Source organism: Paenibacillus sp. J22R67 (genome assembly GCF_059692175.1).
This window is the reverse complement of record NZ_JCAUAX010000008.1, coordinates 262,591-280,730: the sequence shown is the minus strand read 5'-3', so window position 1 is coordinate 280,730 and position 18,140 is coordinate 262,591. Positions and strand designations below refer to the sequence as shown.

20 protein-coding genes are annotated in these 18,140 nt (G+C 45.6%); 19 read left to right on the top strand and 1 reads right to left on the bottom strand.

Going from position 1 to position 18,140, the window contains the following annotated elements:
• Positions 1–31 precede the first annotated feature (31 nt).
• The 15 genes from AC58VC_RS27025 (at position 32) to AC58VC_RS26955 (ending at position 13,233) form a co-directional block, all read left to right on the top strand.
• Complete coding sequence (locus AC58VC_RS27025; RefSeq protein ID WP_497373314.1) at positions 32–1,207, top strand: chromate transporter; 1,176 nt, start codon at positions 32–34, stop codon at positions 1,205–1,207.
• Positions 1,208–1,372: 165 nt separating this feature from the next.
• Positions 1,373–2,116, top strand: coding sequence for a phosphonate metabolism transcriptional regulator PhnF (gene phnF, locus AC58VC_RS27020; protein WP_497373184.1), 744 nt, complete (start codon positions 1,373–1,375; stop codon positions 2,114–2,116).
• 33 nt (positions 2,117–2,149) lie between these two features.
• Complete coding sequence (locus AC58VC_RS27015) at positions 2,150–3,127, top strand: phosphate/phosphite/phosphonate ABC transporter substrate-binding protein (protein ID WP_497373182.1); 978 nt, start codon at positions 2,150–2,152, stop codon at positions 3,125–3,127.
• 23 nt (positions 3,128–3,150) lie between these two features.
• A complete protein-coding gene (phnC, locus tag AC58VC_RS27010; protein ID WP_497373181.1) occupies positions 3,151–3,894 on the top strand; it encodes a phosphonate ABC transporter ATP-binding protein in 744 nt (247 codons plus the stop codon).
• A 20-nt stretch (positions 3,895–3,914) separates the two neighbouring features.
• Entirely contained in the window at positions 3,915–4,703 is a 789-nt protein-coding gene (gene phnE, locus AC58VC_RS27005; RefSeq protein WP_497373179.1) for a phosphonate ABC transporter, permease protein PhnE, read from the top strand.
• Positions 4,700–5,539, top strand: a complete 840-nt coding sequence (gene phnE / locus AC58VC_RS27000; protein ID WP_497373177.1) for a phosphonate ABC transporter, permease protein PhnE — start codon at positions 4,700–4,702, stop codon at positions 5,537–5,539. Before phnE (AC58VC_RS27005) ends, phnE (AC58VC_RS27000) begins: the two co-directional genes overlap by 4 nt.
• A 5-nt stretch (positions 5,540–5,544) precedes the next feature.
• Positions 5,545–5,982 carry a phosphonate C-P lyase system protein PhnG gene (gene phnG, locus AC58VC_RS26995; protein ID WP_497373175.1) on the top strand — a complete coding sequence of 146 codons (438 nt, stop codon included), beginning with the start codon at positions 5,545–5,547 and terminating at the stop codon, positions 5,980–5,982.
• Complete coding sequence (phnH, locus tag AC58VC_RS26990; RefSeq protein ID WP_497373173.1) at positions 5,969–6,598, top strand: phosphonate C-P lyase system protein PhnH; 630 nt, start codon at positions 5,969–5,971, stop codon at positions 6,596–6,598. The genes phnG and phnH overlap by 14 nt, the downstream gene beginning before the upstream one ends.
• Before the next feature lies 1 nt (position 6,599).
• Entirely contained in the window at positions 6,600–7,784 is a 1,185-nt protein-coding gene (locus tag AC58VC_RS26985) for a carbon-phosphorus lyase complex subunit PhnI (protein WP_497373171.1), read from the top strand.
• A complete protein-coding gene (locus AC58VC_RS26980) occupies positions 7,729–8,607 on the top strand; it encodes an alpha-D-ribose 1-methylphosphonate 5-phosphate C-P-lyase PhnJ (protein ID WP_497373169.1) in 879 nt (292 codons plus the stop codon). The genes AC58VC_RS26985 and AC58VC_RS26980 overlap by 56 nt, the downstream gene beginning before the upstream one ends.
• A 48-nt stretch (positions 8,608–8,655) precedes the next feature.
• On the top strand, positions 8,656–9,501 hold the full coding sequence (locus AC58VC_RS26975) for an ATP-binding cassette domain-containing protein (protein ID WP_497373312.1): 846 nt from the start codon (positions 8,656–8,658) through the stop codon (positions 9,499–9,501).
• 22 nt (positions 9,502–9,523) lie between these two features.
• Positions 9,524–10,237, top strand: coding sequence for a phosphonate C-P lyase system protein PhnL (phnL, locus tag AC58VC_RS26970; protein WP_497373167.1), 714 nt, complete (start codon positions 9,524–9,526; stop codon positions 10,235–10,237).
• Between the two features lie 11 nt (positions 10,238–10,248).
• The gene (gene phnM / locus AC58VC_RS26965) at positions 10,249–11,466 is read left to right on the top strand and encodes a phosphonate metabolism protein PhnM (protein ID WP_497373165.1); all 1,218 of its coding nucleotides are present in this window, start codon (positions 10,249–10,251) and stop codon (positions 11,464–11,466) included.
• Positions 11,456–12,397, top strand: coding sequence for a sugar phosphate isomerase/epimerase family protein (locus AC58VC_RS26960; RefSeq protein WP_497373163.1), 942 nt, complete (start codon positions 11,456–11,458; stop codon positions 12,395–12,397). The genes phnM and AC58VC_RS26960 overlap by 11 nt, the downstream gene beginning before the upstream one ends.
• 194 nt (positions 12,398–12,591) lie before the next feature.
• Positions 12,592–13,233 carry a YfbR-like 5'-deoxynucleotidase gene (locus AC58VC_RS26955; protein WP_497373161.1) on the top strand — a complete coding sequence of 214 codons (642 nt, stop codon included), beginning with the start codon at positions 12,592–12,594 and terminating at the stop codon, positions 13,231–13,233.
• Between the two features lie 185 nt (positions 13,234–13,418).
• Here the strand turns inward: AC58VC_RS26955 and AC58VC_RS26950 are convergent, their stop codons facing one another.
• The gene (locus tag AC58VC_RS26950) at positions 13,419–13,673 is read right to left on the bottom strand and encodes a hypothetical protein (RefSeq protein WP_497373159.1); all 255 of its coding nucleotides are present in this window, start codon (positions 13,671–13,673) and stop codon (positions 13,419–13,421) included.
• A 127-nt stretch (positions 13,674–13,800) separates the two neighbouring features.
• On the opposite strand from AC58VC_RS26950, the gene AC58VC_RS26945 reads away from it, so the two are divergent.
• The 4 genes from AC58VC_RS26945 to AC58VC_RS26930 all read left to right on the top strand — a co-directional run bounded on the left by AC58VC_RS26945 (position 13,801) and on the right by AC58VC_RS26930 (position 18,101).
• The gene (locus AC58VC_RS26945) at positions 13,801–14,592 is read left to right on the top strand and encodes a sugar phosphate isomerase/epimerase family protein (RefSeq protein WP_497373157.1); all 792 of its coding nucleotides are present in this window, start codon (positions 13,801–13,803) and stop codon (positions 14,590–14,592) included.
• A 342-nt stretch (positions 14,593–14,934) separates the two neighbouring features.
• Positions 14,935–16,284 (top strand): ABC transporter substrate-binding protein, encoded by a 1,350-nt coding sequence (locus AC58VC_RS26940; RefSeq protein ID WP_497373155.1) that lies wholly within the window; start codon positions 14,935–14,937, stop codon positions 16,282–16,284.
• 75 nt (positions 16,285–16,359) lie between these two features.
• Positions 16,360–17,250: a carbohydrate ABC transporter permease gene (locus AC58VC_RS26935; protein WP_497373153.1), complete on the top strand. Its 891-nt coding sequence runs from the start codon at positions 16,360–16,362 to the stop codon at positions 17,248–17,250.
• Positions 17,251–17,261: 11 nt separating this feature from the next.
• Entirely contained in the window at positions 17,262–18,101 is an 840-nt protein-coding gene (locus tag AC58VC_RS26930) for a carbohydrate ABC transporter permease (RefSeq protein WP_497373151.1), read from the top strand.
• Positions 18,102–18,140: the final 39 nt, after the last annotated feature.

Below are 18,140 nucleotides of genomic sequence, written 5' to 3'. Positions count from 1 at the left end.
CGTGGAAGAAGATAATGTCGCAGTCCAGCAAATGCCCTTAAGCAAACCAAGGGTTCTTCTTGAAATATTGGCTGTGTCCGCGAAGCTAGGTGTAACTTCATTTGGCGGGCCGATTGCGCATCTGGGTTACTTTCATAACGAATACATACGTCGCCGCAAATGGATGGACGAGCAGGACTATGCGGATATCGTAGCCCTATGTCAGTTCTTGCCCGGTCCTGCCAGTAGTCAGGTTGGCATAGCGGTTGGGGTCATTCGCGCTGGAATGCTAGGCGGACTGACAGCATGGCTTGGTTTTACACTGCCATCGGTGATTGCTTTGATACTGTTTGCCCTATTGTTGCAAGGATTTGATATCAGCAGCGCAGGTTGGATTCATGGTCTCAAAATTGTCGCAGTAGCCATCGTCGTTCAAGCTATACTGGGCATGGGGCAGAAGCTTGCTCCAGACCGTAATAGAGCAACAATTGCTGTTCTTGTAGCAGCTGTCACCATCCTGTGGCAGACGGCTATTAGTCAAGTTTTGCTTATAGGAATTGCGGGAGTTGCAGGGATGTTGTTGTATAAAAATGCATCGCTTCCGAATACGATGAATCTCCACGTTCCCATTAGCCGAAGATTTGCTATTTTTTGTTTGGGTGTCTTCTTCGGACTTCTAATTCTGCTTCCCGTGCTTCGGCAAATCGTTCATTTAGAGTGGCTGTCCCTATTTGATAGTTTTTATCGCTCAGGGTCGCTCGTTTTTGGCGGGGGCCATGTTGTTCTCCCCATGCTGGAAAGGGAAGTCGTCCCGACAGGGTGGGTCAGCAAGTCAGACTTTCTAGCGGGATATGGTGCCGCGCAGGCTGTGCCGGGTCCGTTGTTCACCTTCGCAGCGTATTTGGGGGCCATGATTGGCGGAGTGAAAGGTGCTATTATCGCAACGACAGCTATTTTCCTTCCAGCGTATCTCTTAGTTGTAGGGGCGCTGCCCTTCTGGCATACTTTACGACAAAGTGCAAAAGTCCAAGGAGCATTAATCGGCATTAATGCAGCAGTTGTTGGTATTTTGCTTGCTGCGCTATATAATCCGCTTTGGATCACGGCTATACTAGCTCCTGTTGATTTTGTTCTGGCAGCGATTCTGCTTTTGATGCTTGTCTTTTGGAAGCTGCCGCCTTGGGTTGTCGTAATTTCGGGAGCCATAGGCGGAATTCTGATTGCCTGATTTTTGCTAGGTTATACAAAAGTAAGCCCTCTTCCCAACATGGAAAGAGGGCTTTTTGGTATTTTCAGAATTTTCTTAACAGTATCTTTATTTGATGTTAACACTGGCCTGATGTCGACAAGTTAAGTTTTAGTCGTAAGTTATTAAGGGAATGGAGGTGAAACCATGAGGCAGAAATCTGATCTTCAGGATGTGCCTGCCCGCTATCTTGAAATTGCAGATATCCTTCATCATGAGATTGTGAATGGAAGCTACACGTTACATGAGCGTCTACCCTCAGAAGCACAATTGTGCAGTCGTTTTCGTGAGAACCGTTACACGATTAGGCAAGCACTGGATGTACTCCTGCATAAAGGAGTGATTCGTTCGCATCAGGGGAAAGGCCATTATGTTTGTGAAAAGCCTCTAAATCTTCAATATACCATTACGCCGAATACGAGATTTTCGAATGAAATTACTTTAATGGGCTGCACGCCGAAAGCGAAGCTGCTGAAGCAGGAAAAGCTAATTCCGCCTGAGGAAATCGCAGCTGCCTTGAAGCTGGATCCCCTTGACGAGGTCTATCGATTAGAAATATTACGTTATGCAGACAGTATTCCACTTGCTTGGAATGTAACTTGGCTTCCAGATAAATTTTTCCCGGATCTATTGAATCACACGCGCTGTCTAGGTTCCTTATACGCCATGCTGGAAAATGTTTACGGGATGCAGCTTCACCGGATTTTGTCCACGTTTCAGGCAGCTTATCCTACAGCCTTAGAGGCGAGTTATTTGAGAATTCCTCCGAATGCGAATTTGCTGCATATCGAAAGTGTGATGAGAGATAGTGAGATGCGGCTGGTCGAGTTCACTTCAGCGAAATATCGCGGGGACCTATGCCGGGTATCGATTGAATTGGAACAAAAATGAGATGACATACAAAATTGATGGAGGAATCCAAGGATGATGAGCTCATTATTCAAAGCAAAGGTATGGAAGACAACTTCTATTTTAGCAACGATATCGGTGTTGACATTGATTACTGCAGGATGCGGCCAGAAAATGGGGGATCCAAGTCAAGCGAATGCCCAAGCAGCAGCCGTACAAACAGCCGAAGCAGCAAAAATGCCGGATGTCCTTCGTGTTGGCGTTCTGCCTGGCGAAGAAGAGGGCAAGCTGTCGCGCGGTAATAAGAAGTTTGTAGAAGATTTGGGTGCAGCCCTAGGCATGAAAACGGAGTTGTTTGTAGGAGATGACTACACGGCCGTAATTGAAGCTATGCGCACGAAGAAAATCGATATCGCCTCCTTTGGGCCCTTCGCTTATGTGATTGCTGCTGAACGCAGTGGAGCTATTCCTTTTGCCGTCAAAGCGACGAGTGCAGAAGCAGCTTTTTATTACAGCGAAATTGTCGTTCCAGCGAATTCACCCGCCCAAAGGATTGCTGATTTGAAAGGTAAAACGTTCTTGTTCGCCGACCCGGCGTCCACTTCTGGACATCTCTTCCCACGCAACATTTTCATTCATCAATTAGGTATCAAAAATGAAGATATCGAGACATTTTTCTCGAACGTTTCTTTCTCAGGCGGTCATGATAAATCGATTCTGGCTATCGCAAAAGGAAACGCTGACGGCGCAGGGGTCTGTGATACGTGTATTCAAAAAGTCATTGATGCCGGGCTGATCAAAGCTACAGACTTCCGTATCTTGGCCAAATCCGATCCGATTCCAACAAGTCCGTATACCTACCGGAAAGATCTCCCTGAGGAGCTTGTCCAAAAAATCAAAGATTTTGTGTTTAGCTATGATAAAAACAACAATAACCCGCCGTTTTTTGCAAATGGGACGCAGAAATTTTTCCCTGTTTCAGATAAAGATTTTCAAGTTGTTAAAGATACAGCCAAAGCCCTTAATATGAGTCCGGAACAATTATTGAAATAGCAGAAAGGCGCGGTGACGGAGAAATGGCTGCACTTTTGGAAATTCAGAATTTAAAAAAAGTATATAGCGACGGAACCACCGCTCTGCAGGGGGTGGATTTCAAGGTAAACGAGGGCGAATTCGTCGTCGTGATTGGCTCAAGTGGAGCAGGTAAGAGCACGCTGCTGCGCTGCATTAACCGCTTGGTCGAGCCGTCGGAAGGCTCCGTGATGTTTAATGCCATGGATACAACCAAAGCCAATCAAACGCAAGTTAGGAAGCTGCGCCGTGAGGTAGGGATGGTTTTCCAAAGTTTCAACTTGATTCAGCGGGTATCTGTCTTAAGAAACGTGCTGAATGGGCGTCTGGGCTACATGAATCCATTAACGGGCATGCTCGGCATGTATTCGAAATCAGATATTGAAGAAGCGAAGAAGATTTTATTCCGTCTTGGGCTCCACGAACAAATGTATAAGAGAGCGGATGAATTAAGCGGAGGGCAGCAGCAACGAGTTGGCATTGCTAGAGCGTTGTCGCAGCGGCCCAAATTAATTCTTGCCGACGAGCCCATCGCGAGTCTCGATCCCGTGACTTCGGAAACGATTATGAGTCACCTGCACACGATTTGCCAGGAGGACGGCATTACTTGTGTAGTAAATCTGCATCAAGTGGAGGTCGCTAAGAAATACGCCTCGCGGATTATCGGTATTCATAAGGGGACTGTTGCCTTTGATGGGAAACCGAATCAATTATCGGACAATGAAATTTCGCATATTTACCAGAAGTAGCGGGAAGGGGTCATTAGGGAATGGAAGATCGTTTAAAGGATTTGCAGCGGCAAAAGAAGCTGCAATCCATGATGATTGCCGTTGTGATTATGGCGATTACGATTTGGTCTGCCATACAAACTAATTTTTCAGTGGCAGAGTTGGTTGCCGGCGGGGGAGAAATATTTCGCTTCGTGTTGTTCGACTTTCTTCCTCCGGATTTCACGACGATTAGTAAATTAATCGGCCCTGCACTGGATACGATTTATATCAGCTTTGTTTCGATGGTTATTGGCGCCTGTTTATCCATGGTTTTGGCATTTTTTGCTGCAGCTACTACAGCGCCCAATAAAGTCATTCAGATCATCGTCAGAGCGTTCTCTTCCGTGATGCGTAATATTCCTACTTTGATTTGGGCGATTTTATTGGTATTCGCTTATGGGCTAGGAACAACGGTTGGTTGCTTGGCACTCATTATCACATCGATTGGGACGTTAACCAGAGCTTACGCGGAAATGTTGGAAGAGATCGATATGGGTCAAGTGGAAGCGCTCAAGGCCACAGGTGCAACCTATTTTCAAGTGCTCGGTCAAGCGGTGATGCCGCAGTTCATGCCAGGGTTCATTGGCTGGTCGCTTTATAAATTAGAACTGAATATTAGAGCTTCCACGATCATTGGGATGGTTGGCGGAGGCGGGTTGGGTTTTGCCATTCAAAAAGGCATTAAGCTATTCCAGTACCAAGAAGTTAGCTTGGCGATTCTGCTGGTCATTGTCATCGTGGTTATAACCGAATGGACCACTAGTAAAATAAGGGAGCGTATCCTATGAGTACAGAATGGACGCAAACAGCCGGTAAGATAGCCGAGCGATTACGACCTGGCTTTGGTGCTTATCCGCAGAAACCGAAGAAGGATCCTATTTTGGTTGGAGCAGCCATTTTTGGTGCGGTATTCTTCATCTTCTGCTTTGTGCAGTTACATTTTGATTTCTACAAAATCATGCAGGGTACTTGGAAGTTTATCGTTTCCTTTGCTCAAATGCTGCCACCTAATGTTACGGATTGGAAAGAAATCTTACTGGCGGGCCTACTTACTTTGCAGGTTGCGATTGTAGGAACTGTGCTTGCCGTTATTACTGCCTTTTTCTTATCTTTTCTGGCTGCTGAGAATGTATCGCCACGGACGGCATGGTTCGTGAAAGGCTTGGGATCGCTGCTTCGTGCGGTGCCAACGCTCGTATGGGCTTTGATTTTCATCGTTGCGGTTGGATTGGGACCCTTCCCGGGGATCTTGGCGATAGGTGTTCACGCCGTCGGGATGTTGATCAAAGTGTTCTCACAGTCGATTGAAGAAGTCGATGAAGGAGCATTGGAGGCGATTCGGGCCACGGGCGCTGGATGGCTGCAAATTATGGCGCAGGCCGTGATCCCGAATGTATTTACTTCGTTCATGGCGTGGAGTGTGTTTCGGTTGGAGATTGATATCGGGGAATCGGTCATCCTGGGAGCTGTCGGCGCAGGCGGGATCGGTTGGGAAATTTCCAATGCGATGCGTGCTTATGAATTTGATACGGTCGGTTTCGTGGCTCTGGTTATTTTTGTTATGGTGTTCAGCGTTGAGTTATGCAGCAACCGGATGAAGTTGAAAATTCGCAGGAGGGGGTAGATATCATGAAAAAGTCGCAAATTTCCCGTATTCTCATCGATGGTAATCCGCAGTTAGTGGAGTCGTTAAGTCATGAAATTGAACAAAACTATCTCGTCACGATGATTAAACCGCCAGAGAAGAGCCTAGTTATGACCAAAGCAAGAGATTCCGTCTCACAGCAGCCTTTCTACATCGGAGAAGTTCTGGTAACGGAATGTACCGTTTCTTTAAATGATGTTTACGGTTTTGGCGTTTTAATGGGAGAAGATGCGCAGAAATCGTATCAGCTTGCCGTTGTCGATGCGGCTTTTCAGGCGGATTTGCCTGAAACAAAGGCATGGAGCGAGCGGCTGCTCGAGGAAGAAGTGCAAATCGTAGTCAAGCATAGACTCGAATATTCGCAAGCCATGAAGACGAAAGTGAATTTCGACACGATGGAGGAATACAATGCCAAACGTTAATGAAGCGACTTTCGAGCGGGTTCATGACACGCAATTCATTTACCGTCAACTGCTGGATGCTTTCGCTAAACCCGGTCAAATCTACCGTATTGAACCAGCAGCGGCAAAACTGACCACTTTATCGCCGTTGCAAGCCATGATCACCTGTTTTGCGATGACGCTTTTCGATGGTGAAGTCAGCTTCTGTTTGGAAATGGAAGGGCAAGAGGGGCTGGATGCCTATTTGCGTCGCCAAACGTTTAGCAGAGTCATGCCGGCTTCCCAAGCCGATCATATCATTACGCAGGCCAGTATGGATGCTGAGCAGATACAACTTTTGCTATCGAAGCTGAGGAAAGGAACCTTGCTCCGGCCAGAAGACGGGGCAACGGTATTCCTTCATGTCCATGACTTGGAGACGGAAGCTAGAGGAGATAGTCAAGGATGGACGCTAACAGGGCCGGGGATTCAACATGCTCATCATTTATCTATTCCGGGGTTGCCCAAGACATGGTTCGAAGAGCGTGCCAAGCTAAATGTCGAATACCCTTTAGGCATCGATATGGTGTTGTTTACAGAAAGCGGCAAGATGATGGCTTTGCCCAGAACAACAATCGTTAGGGAGGATGACATATAGGATGGCATATGTGGCGATTACCGGAGGTCAGGAAGCTATTGGAGAGGCGAATCGCCTCGTTCAATTTTATCGTGTCAAGGATTCCAAACAAAGCATAGATATTGAGCTAATTGAAAAGCAATTGCGGCTGTTGATCGATCGCATCATGGGTGAAGGAGGGTTATACTCCCCGGAGTATGCAGCCATAGCGCTGAAGCAGGCCGAAGGAGATCCGGCAGAAGCCGCCTTTCTACTTAGGGCGTATCGTTCAACACTACCAAGAAATCACTATTCGCATACGGTGGAACCTGCGGACATGCGGGTCATTCGTCGAATTTCTTCCTCGTTCCGAGACGTTCCCGGCGGGCAGATTCTAGGTCCAACCTATGACTACACGCATCGGATGCTGAACTTTTCTCTTCGTGAGGAAGATGGCGAAGCGATTGCTGCTTTTGCGGAGGAGTATTTGGAAGAGGTAGACCTGACAGAAGGCGACTTTACCTTGAAGAAGGTAGCTGACATCCTGCGAGAACAAGGACTCATGATGAAACGCGAAGAGGCAGCTGCCGGTCTGCAAGATGAGGAGCCATTTGATATTACGAGGGAAAAAATGACGGTGCCCTCTACCCGTGCGGCTCGGTTACAGACGCTAGCGCGTGGTGAAACCGGTGCGATGACGGCTCTTGCTTACAGCAGCATGCGTGGATATGGCATCGTACATCCAACAATTGGTGAGCTTCGTGTTGGCTATTCAGCTGTACATATTCCGTATCCCTACAGTCAAGGTGATGAAGAGGATTCGGTTTATATTGGCGAAATGCTGCTAACCGAAGTGGAAACTATCAATTCCTTTAAGCAGAATGCGGATTCGGGAAATGTGCAATTTTTATTAGGGTATGGCCTGTGTTTTGGTCAAAATGAGATCAAAGGCATCTCGATGGCGATTCTCGAACGCAGCTTGGAGACAAAAGGCACAGCTCCTGCCCAGGATGAAGAATTCGTATTGACACATATTGATTCTGTGGAATCCAGCGGGTTCGTCTCCCATTTGAAACTACCGCATTATATCACGTTCCAATCATCGCTTGACCAAATAAGAAGAGTGCAAGTGGAGCAGCAGGAGAAAGCGAAGAAAAAGGAGGAAGATCAGGATGCACACGACAGAAGAGAAGCAAAACCCAGTAACCTTCAACACAGTGGCGTATAACTTTGCATTTCTGGACGAAGGCTCCAAGCGGGAAATTCGCCGTAAATCGTTAAAAGCTGTCGCTATACCTGGGTATCAAGTAGCCTTCGCTTCAAGGGAGATGCCGATTGGAAGAGGCTGGGGAACAGGCGGTCTGCAGCTAACCTTATCACTCTTGGGACTTCAGGATGTTCTGAAGGTTATTGACCAGGGGAATGACGACAGTGTGAATGCGGTTAGCATTCGTAGATTAGTCCAAGAAACGAGTGGTATTGCGATAACGGAACAAACTTCCGTCGCAACCATTATTCAATCAAGGCACCGTATACCCGAGGAAAAGCTGAATCAGACACAGATTCTCGTCCTGCAGGTACCACAGCCAGAGCCTTTGCGTAAAGTGGAGCGCCGGGAGGAAATGACGAGAATTCGACATGCCGAAATGGATTACAGCGCAATGTGGTTAACCCTGTATGAAAGCATTGTGAAGTGGGGCAGCATTACGCTTGGCGCGGATTATCCGGTTCTGGTCCATGACCGCTACATGATGGCCCCTAGTCCAATCCCACGCTTTGATACAGAGAAGCTGCATCAAAGCGAGCATCTCACCTTATTCGGAGCCGGACGGGAGAAAAAAATTTATGCGGTTCCACCCTATACCAATGTACAGCCGTTACAATTTGAGGATTACCCTTTCGAGGTGGAGACATTCGCTGATTCATCTTGCCGGCACTGTGCAAGTACGCATACGTTCCTCGATGAAGTGAAAGACGAAGCGACTGGCACTACGCTCTATCAATGCTCGGATACCGCCTACTGCAGACAGCAACAGGAAAGGGGAATGTAGACGATGCCAGCACAAGGTTTGAACATGTTTGATTACTCCTATGATCCCATACAATCCATTGAAACGCCTTTGCTTAGCGTCAAAGGGCTGCATAAACAATTCGGTAACGGGTGCGTACATTGCCGCAAGTCTTCTTCAGATGAACAACAAGGGAGCCGTTGTACCTATTGCGGCAGCATTTGGGCTTGCAGAGACTTAAGTTTCGACCTGTATCCCGGTGAAATTCTTGGGGTGGTAGGCGAAAGTGGATCAGGTAAGAGTACATTGGTGAAATGCCTGTATTTCGATGAAGAAGTGACATCGGGTTCCATGACAATGTCAAGTTTCGATGAGGGCAAAACCAATTTATTTGGTCTCTCTGCACAGCAAAAACGGTATATACGCAATCATGAAATGGGGATGGTGTACCAGAATCCTTTTCTAGGATTGCGGATGACATTCTCCAGCAGCGGTAATATCGCTGAAAAGCTGTTTGCCGCCGATCATTTTCATGTCGGCCGCATCCGCGAACGGGCAGCTGAGCTGTTGGATCAAGTAGAGATTCCACTTTCGCGGATGGATGAACCTCCCAAAAACTTCAGCGGTGGCATGCAGCAAAGGGTGCAAATATCCAAAGCATTGGCCAATAACCCCCCATTGCTGCTGCTTGATGAGGTAACGACTGGGCTTGATCTTTCCGTTCAAGCAAAGGTGCTTGATTTAATACGCAGTATTCAGCGCGAACTGCAAGTGGCCATGATTGTCGTTTCTCATGATTTGGGCGTCATTCGCATGCTGGCGAATCGGACAATGGTTCTGCGGCAGGGGCTCATTGTGGAGCAAGGTTTAACGGATCAGATCTTGGAAGACCCGCAGCATCCTTATACACAGCTGTTAGTTCATTCATTGCTATAGCTTAGATGTGAGCAAATAGAAGGTGGTGATTTCCATTTTAAAAGTAATCGGTCTCAGCAAAATGTTTGAATTGTCCCTCTCAGATGAAATGAAAGTGAATCCATTTGATAACCTATCGTTTGAGGTTGGAGAAGGAAAGTTTCTTGGTATTGCAGGTCCAAGCGGAATCGGCAAATCTTCCATTCTCAAATGTGTTTACCGCACGTATTTACCGACATCCGGTGAGATGTGGTATCAATCGTCGCTTTATGGAATGATCGATTTGGCCAAAGCGACGGAGCGTCAAATTACCCATTTGCGCGTCCATGAAATTAGTTATGTTTCTCAGTTTCTCAAAGTCATTCCGCGTATTTCTGCTGTAGATATCGTTGCGGAAAGACTGCGCCCGCTTGGTTATGACATCAAGAAAGCCAGGGTTCTAGCTGCTCGTTTATTAGAAAGACTGAATATACCTGAGCAGCTGTGGAATGCTTTCCCGGCTACATTTAGCGGCGGTGAGCAGCAAAGGGTGAATCTGGCCAGAGCGTTTATTGTGCGCCCCCGACTCTTAATTCTGGATGAACCGACAGCCTCGTTGGATCATGAAACGAAACAAAATGTGCTGGCCATTCTCAAAGAAATGAAGCAGGACGGCACGACAATGATTGGTGTCTTTCATGATTGGGATGTGATGGGCAAGGTAGCTGATCACATTCTGGATTTGCGTGAATTTCAGGAGGCCCAAATTCAGCGGTAAAGGAGACCCAAATGAAGCGAAACCTGACCATACACGGCGGTAACATCGTAACGCCAACGGGCATTATTGAGAATGGAACGATAGTCATTGAAGATGGTCTTATTGTAGATATACGTCCGACGTCCATATCCGGAATTGGCTCAAACGATTTTAACGCGACAGGGTGCTATGTGCTTCCAGGCATGATTGACATGCATAGTGATGCGATTGAACATGAGATGCAGCCGAGGCCAACGAGCCGATTTGACTTGGAATTCTCGTACCATGAGCTGGAACGCAAACTGGTCAGTCAAGGCATTACAACGATTTATCACTCTCTGAGCATGTGGGGAGAAAATTCAACGAATGATTTCCGTAAGAATCAAAGTGTGAAAGACATTGTGGACCGCATTTGGAATTTGCGCAAACAAGATCATCTGATTCATCACCGCATTCACGTCCGTGTTGAGATGACGAATGAAAGTGTCGTTCCTTTTATTGAACAATTTATAGATGATGGCATCATTGATTTAATTTCCTTTATGGATCATACCCCTGGCCAAGGGCAATATCGCAATACGGATGTACAAAAGAAATTCATCATGGAACGTCAAAAGAAAACAGAAGAAGAAGTAACGGCGATGCTGGAAGAACGTAAAAAAAGAGCTAAAATCCATGGCGACCAGCTGCAAAGCCTTGCGGATCTTGCCTATTTCAACGGAATTCCGTTAGCCTCCCATGATGACGATACGATTGCAAAGCTGGATATGGTTGAGAAATGGAAAGGAACGATCAGTGAATTTCCAGTTGATATGGAAGTAGCTGTAGAAGCAAAGCAGCGAGGACTATATGTAGTCATGGGAGCTCCGAACATTATGCTCGGACGTTCGCATAGCGGCAATCTTTCAGCCCAAGATGCAGTTAAAGTTGGCGTGGTAGATATCCTTTGTTCCGATTATTATCCTCCAGCTATGCTGCGAGCCGTATTCTTTCTTCATAAACAAGGAATTGAACTCGTTGATGCCGTGAATATGGTTTCATTAAATCCGGCAAAAGCGTTACATATCGACGATCGGACAGGGTCCATTGAAGTGGGCAAAGAGGCGGATTTGCTAATCGTGAGGGAGAATCGCGTACAATCGCCTGTGATTGAAAAAGTGCTCGTTCGTGGTCATGTAGTTTGTCAAATGGACTATTTATCCGCAATGACAGATGCGTCTACGAAAGGGGTAGAACGTATTGAAGCTTAAAGGTGTTGGTGTTAGCTTAATGTCCTATGCGGTTGTCAGCCAAATGGAAAAGTTGGAAGAAAAACTTCATGCTGTTCAGAACGCTGGGTTTCAAGCGGTTGAGATTCCCATCCAAGGCATGAATGTCATTGTTAATGGCGAGTTGGATTTGGAGAGGTTGGAGGCTTATAAGAGATTGCTTAACCGTCATCCTCTTACCTATACGATGCATGCTCCTTTCGATTTGAATCTATTTCGGCCGCATAACTACGATTTTGAGACAAATTTGTTTATGACTTCACTAGAAGTGGTTGGCGCTATTGGAGCGAAAATGATGGTTTATCACGTAGGTCGATTCGTGGGCGAAGAACAATTCCAATATCCCCATACATGGCTGAAATACCGTGATGAAGATAAGCAGCAGTTGATGCAGCAGGAAGTAGAGTTCATGCGTGTCGCTGGCGAGAGAGCCAAGTTACTGAATGTTAAGATCGGTATGGAGAACGTCCGACCTTATTTGGACTGTCCGGATTACTGTTACTCGGTTATTCCAGAAAAGCTTGCCCGTCAAGTTGCAGCCATTAATCATTCTCATGTAGGCATAGCGTTAGATGTCGGACATTTATATCTTTCTACGCAATTGTTCGGACTGAATCTGCTTGATGAGATGAAGGCCATGCTCCCGCATATTAATCATTTGCACGTCCATGACAATTTTGGCAAGCCATGCTTCTCCACTGAAAAAAATCAATTCGAGCTGCTGCCACTTGGACGTGGCGATATGCACATGCCAATTGGAAGAGGCCATGTTCCGATGGAACAAATAGCCGGATTGTTGGCATCTACGCCATTCAGCGGTTATTTGATTCACGAGATTAGAGAACAATACGAATCTAGTTGGAGCGATTTGGCCCAGAAATATCAAGTGAACGAAGAACTCTATCAATTTTGATCAAATCACAAGATCAAATCATACTGAAATTTAAGCCTGAGCAATCAGGCTTTTTGGCGTTTGCAAATATTCAGAGATTTAACTTGATTATGCATCACATTTAATCTAGATTTTACAAGCAACATGTAAACTAATTATTGTGAAGACTAAGAATGAGATGGACGAGCTATTCTAACATAATGGGGGCTGAACCTATGGGAATCCATGCCTATTTTAGGTCTTTAAATGATTTAGAAAGAATTATTCGCTGTCCGGGAAAGTTCAAATTTGAGGAACACAGTGTCGCAGCTCACTCATGGAAAGTCGTGCAGTACGCCAAAACCCTTGCAGATATTGAGGAGAAAAACGGCGCTAGCATTGACTGGAAAAAGCTTTACGAAATTACAAGCAGCCATGATTATGGTGAAATATTTATCGGGGATATCAAAACGCCTGTCAAACACGCATCCCGTGAACTTCGTTCATTGATTCAAAAGGTTGAAGAAGGCATGGTATATAACTTTATTGAAGAGCAGATTCCTGAGGAGTTTAAAGAAATTTTCCATCATCAGCTTCGCGAGGGCAAAGATCATTCAATCGAAGGTTTAATTCTGGAAGTTGCAGATAAAATGGATCAAGTATATGAAGCATTTGCTGAACTCCAAAGAGGTAACACGGAGAAAGAATTTATTAAAATGTACCGTGAGGCGTTAATAAAGATAAATACGATTCCGTTACATTGCGTTGACTATTTTTTGACAAACATCCTGCCGGATATGGTGAATGACGAGATTACTTCATCGGTTGATATCAAAAGAATCACAGAAGAAGCCTTGTCTTATCGTGAAAATACGTGAGAAAAAGCAATTGTCATTATCTGTGGAGTTGACGAAGACTGATGATTCATCATCCGTAATGGAAGAGGATAAGTCAACTCCATGCAAAAGTGTAGTTATAAAAGGCTAGAATTGTCATACCTATTATTCTCCACCCAACCCTCTTTCCATTCATCCCATTATTTAATTGTGAAAACGGATACAAATTATTCGGATTGATCCGCTGCTGCCGCATTTTTTGCTTGGCCTGCAGTAATGTAAAACATCGCTGCAGCTACCGCCGCGGAGCGAGCACGAGCTGTAACGATGGTTTGCATCGTTACAGGCAAGAAAAGGCTAAGCTTGCGCATAGCGCATGGTCTGTAGTGATGTAAAACATCGCTGAAGCTGTCGCCGCGGAGCGAGCAAGAGCTGTAACGATGTTTTGCATCGTTACAGGAGAGAAAAGGCCAAACTCGCACGCAGCGCATTTCCTCATGACTTAACCGCAGGCACCTACTCCAATTTTTTCATCTTTAAAGGTTTTTAACAGGTGAGGGGCGAACTAGTCGATGATTAGCCATTCTTATAATCATTGGAGGGAATACGTTGAAATTACATCTTTTTCACGCGCTATGGGGCATGCCAGGTTCGCTTAGCGAGCAGTTGAATCGCGCCAAGCAGCACGGCTACGAGGGAATCGAAGCGCCTATGCCAAGCCATGAGCAGCAAAATGAATTTATTGAGTTGTTAAGCGAGCTGCAACTGGCCTACATACCTCAGATTTTCACATTCAATAATCATGAAGAGTCTTTCCAAGAGCAAGTCGAGCGGGCGAAGCAATTCTCACCTGTGCTAATTAACTCTCACAGTGGAAAAGATTTTATGTCAGAAGATGAGCATAACCGCTTTTTTGAACATGCGCTGCGCGTGGAGAAAGCCGCTGGCATTCAAGTGGCGCACGAAACACACAGAGGGCGTATTATGTTCACTCCGAAAGCAACAGCAAGCGTACTGAAATTGTTTCCCGATCTAAAAATTACAGCTGATTTCAGCCACTTTACGTGTGTATGCGAATCGATGCTGTCCGATCAGCAAGAGGATCTTGCTCTGATTAAGAGCAGGGCTCTGCATGTTCACGGAAGAGTTGGCTTTGAGGAAGGTCCGCAAGTGCCGCACCCGGCAGCTCCTGAATATGCCCATTATCTGCAGCAATTCGAGACGTGGTGGGACGAAATGCTTCACAATGCGATTATTCCTACGCAGCCATTTGCAACGTTCACCCCTGAATTTGGCCCACCAGGCTATATGCCGACACTACCTTTCACACGTCAGCCTGTTGCAGATTTGTTTCAAGTGAACCACTGGATTGCTGAACGCATCAGGAAAACATACGAATAAGATGTAGGAGGGGAGTCGCGCTATGCGGCTCTTTTTTTGCTTTTCAATAACGAAGTTTTAAAAGTTAGGAAAACGATTTAGTGTATCGATTTCCTGTTGACAATAACGGAATATGTGGTTTAAAATAAATTAAGAAATCGATTTACTAAATCGATTAACCGACAAAGACCCCCCACAAAACTCAGCATGGAAACATTGAAATCCCGATTCATCCTCCATCCTCAGAATTCACACAAGCAAAAGCAATCTATGATGAAAGATCCAGACTACTTCACGAACCATGAATCGAATTGGTTAATGATAGTGTGTGGATAATGGTTAGCCAAAAAAGGAGGGCTTTAAATGAAGAAATTGAAAGCGCTTTTATTCATTCCTCTGATCGCATCTTTTGGATTGACAGCATGCAGTAGCAGCAGCTCCACTCCTGCCGGCACGAACACATCAGCAGCTCCGACAACGACGGCATCCATGGCAACTACAGCAGCTAAGAGTGAGGAGAAAATATCCATACGTTTCGCATGGTGGGGGGATGGAAAGCGACATGAGAAATACAATGCCATAGCGGACATGTACGAAAAACAGCACCCTAATGTCAAAGTCGTGAGAGAGTTCGGTGCGTTTAACGATTATTGGGATAAAATGGCGACTCAGACGGCAGGCGGGAATATGCCAGATGTCGTCGGCATGCATGCAACTTATGTTGCAGACTATGCACGTCGCAATACACTGCTCGATCTGGGAGCCTTCGTTCAAGACGGCACAATTAACTTGAAGGATTTTCCCGAAGCGGTTCAGGAGGCAGGCAAAGTGAATGGGAAAACCCTCATGGTCGCACAAGGCGTAACGATGACCGGATGGGAATATAATACCGCGATGTTTGACAAATTAGGTGTCAAATATCCGGATTATAACTGGACGTGGGATGATTTTACCGCTAAAGTGACCGAGATTCAGAAAGCAATTAAAGAACCCGGCGTCTGGGCTTCCGCCGATAACAGCAATGATATTACAGGACTTCAAGTATTTGCCCGTCAAAGAGGGAAGGATCTGTTCACGGCCGAGGGCAAATTAGGCGTAAACAAAGATGATATGGTAGCATGGTTCTCCATTTGGGATAAACTTCGCAAAATGAAAGCGATTCCGGACGCGGCTACAACAGAGCAATATATGACCGTATCCCTGGATCAAGGCTTGTTCGTCAAAGGAAAACTCGCACTAACGGTCTTCCCATTCAATCAAGTCCCTCTGTACCAAAACTACATCAAAGATGGCGAAGTTCGTGCGGTACGCAGACCTGTGGATCCGAATGGCAAAGAGGGAGAATTTGTTGAAGGCGCATACTTAGCTGTCTCTGCCAATTCCAAGCAAGCCAAAGAAGCGGCAAGCTTCATCAATTTCTTTGTCAATAATGAAGAAGCTGAGAAGGTATTCAAGCTGGAACAAGGTGCACTCGGCTCGACGAAGGGGAATGAAACAATAAAGCCGCTACTTTCTCCAGCAGAGCAAAGAACAACGGATGCGATTCAGACGAGCCTTAAGACGGCAGGTCAGCTTCCGCTTCCGCCGGCAGGTCAGGGCGCAGTTCGTACACTGCTTACGGAGACTGCACAATCTGTTGCCTTTGGAAAAAGCACGGTTGATCAAGGAGCTCAGGATTTTATCAATAAGGCAACAACCCTGCTAAACAAATAACGTATACCATTCATTCTTGTGGCCGGTTGTTAATGATTTATAGGCGCATCCGGCCGCAACTTTGGGAGTGAAATCATGACTGCCATTAAGACGTTCTTGAAAACCAACTGGACTGGTTATTTATTTTTGACGCCATGGCTGATTGGATTGATTGGTTTAAGCGCATTCCCTATGGGTTTTTCACTCTACCTAGCATTTACCAAATATGATTTGTTCACTCCGCCAGTTTGGATAGGTCTCAGCAATTTTACGGAAATGTTTCATGACACGAAATATATCGGAAGTATAAAAGTAACGGCCAGTTATGTATTGATGGCTGTTCCACTAGCGCTTTCATTTGCGCTCGCGGTAGCTCTTCTGCTCAACAAAGGAATAAGGGGAATCCGTATATACCGTGCTATTTATTATGTTCCTTCCTTATTTGGCGGCAGTGTAGCCATTGCTTTGTTATGGCGGCAAATTTTTGGCGGAGAAGGTTTGATTAACAAGATCCTGCACGTTTTCGGTGCAGAAGGCTTGAACTGGATCGCTACCCCGAGCACGGCACTGTACACCTTGATTGTCTTATCCACGTGGCAATTCGGTTCCGCGATGGTGATCTTCCTGGCCGGTTTGAAACAAATACCTGTGGATTTATATGAATCAGCCAAAATCGATGGGGCAGGTAACTTTAGGCAATTTCTGAGTATTACGTTTCCCATGCTCACACCAATCCTATTTTTCAATCTTGTCATGCAGATTATTCATGCTTTCCAGGCGTTCACACCTGCTTTTATCGTTAGCGGGGGTACGGGCGGTCCGCTGAACTCCACCTTATTTTATACCCTGTATCTGTATCAGAAAGGCTTTGCCCAGTTTGACATGGGTTATGCAGCAGCAATGGCGTGGATGTTACTGGTCACGATTGCGCTTGTTACATCGCTGCTTTTCGTTACATCGAAAAAATGGGTTTACTATCAAGAATAGGGGTGATCCTTTTGGTCAAGAGCAGAGCATCCCGTTATGTTCTTCATGCATGTATTATAGCTGGCTGTATCATCATGATTTATCCATTGTTATGGATGTTTGTGAGCTCGTTCAAAGAGAATACGGAAATTTTTACGAATACGTCTTTGATCCCGAATAAAATCACATTTGATAACTACAAGCAAGGATGGGCAGGTTTGTCTGGTGTAACGTTTGGTCAATTTTTTTTGAATACTTTTTTCCTGGTGGCTATGTGTATAATAGGGAATTTGATTTCCTGCTCGATGGCGGCTTATGCCTTTGGGAGGCTGAACTTTTTTCTGAAAAAAGTATTTTTCGCCATTATGCTCATGACGTTAATGCTGCCATTTCACGTAACGGTCATTCCGCAATATATCATGTTTAATAAGTTTGGTTGGATCGATACCTATCTGCCGTTAATTCTGCCGAAGTTTCTAGGTGTTGAAGCCTTCTTCATTTTTTTAATCGTACAGTTCATCCGGTCACTTCCACGGGAATTAGATCAGGCAGCTGAGATCGACGGTTGCGGCCCTATTAAAATGTACTGGTATATCATGATCCCGCTCACAGTTCCAGCTCTCATGACAACCTCGATCTTTACGTTCATTTGGACCTGGAATGATTTCTTCAGTCAACTGCTCTATATCAGCAATATTCAAAAATTTCCAATTGCTTTGGCGCTTCGCATGTTTACGGATTCCATGGGAGATAACTCCTGGGGGGCTTTGTTTGCAATGTCGATCCTATCCCTAGTGCCAGTGTTTGCTATGTTCATTTTCTTCCAGAGATATTTAATTGAAGGCATTTCTACAGGCGGATTAAAGGGTTAGAGGCTTGCGTTAGAACATAACGGCAGATTTTTATTCCTT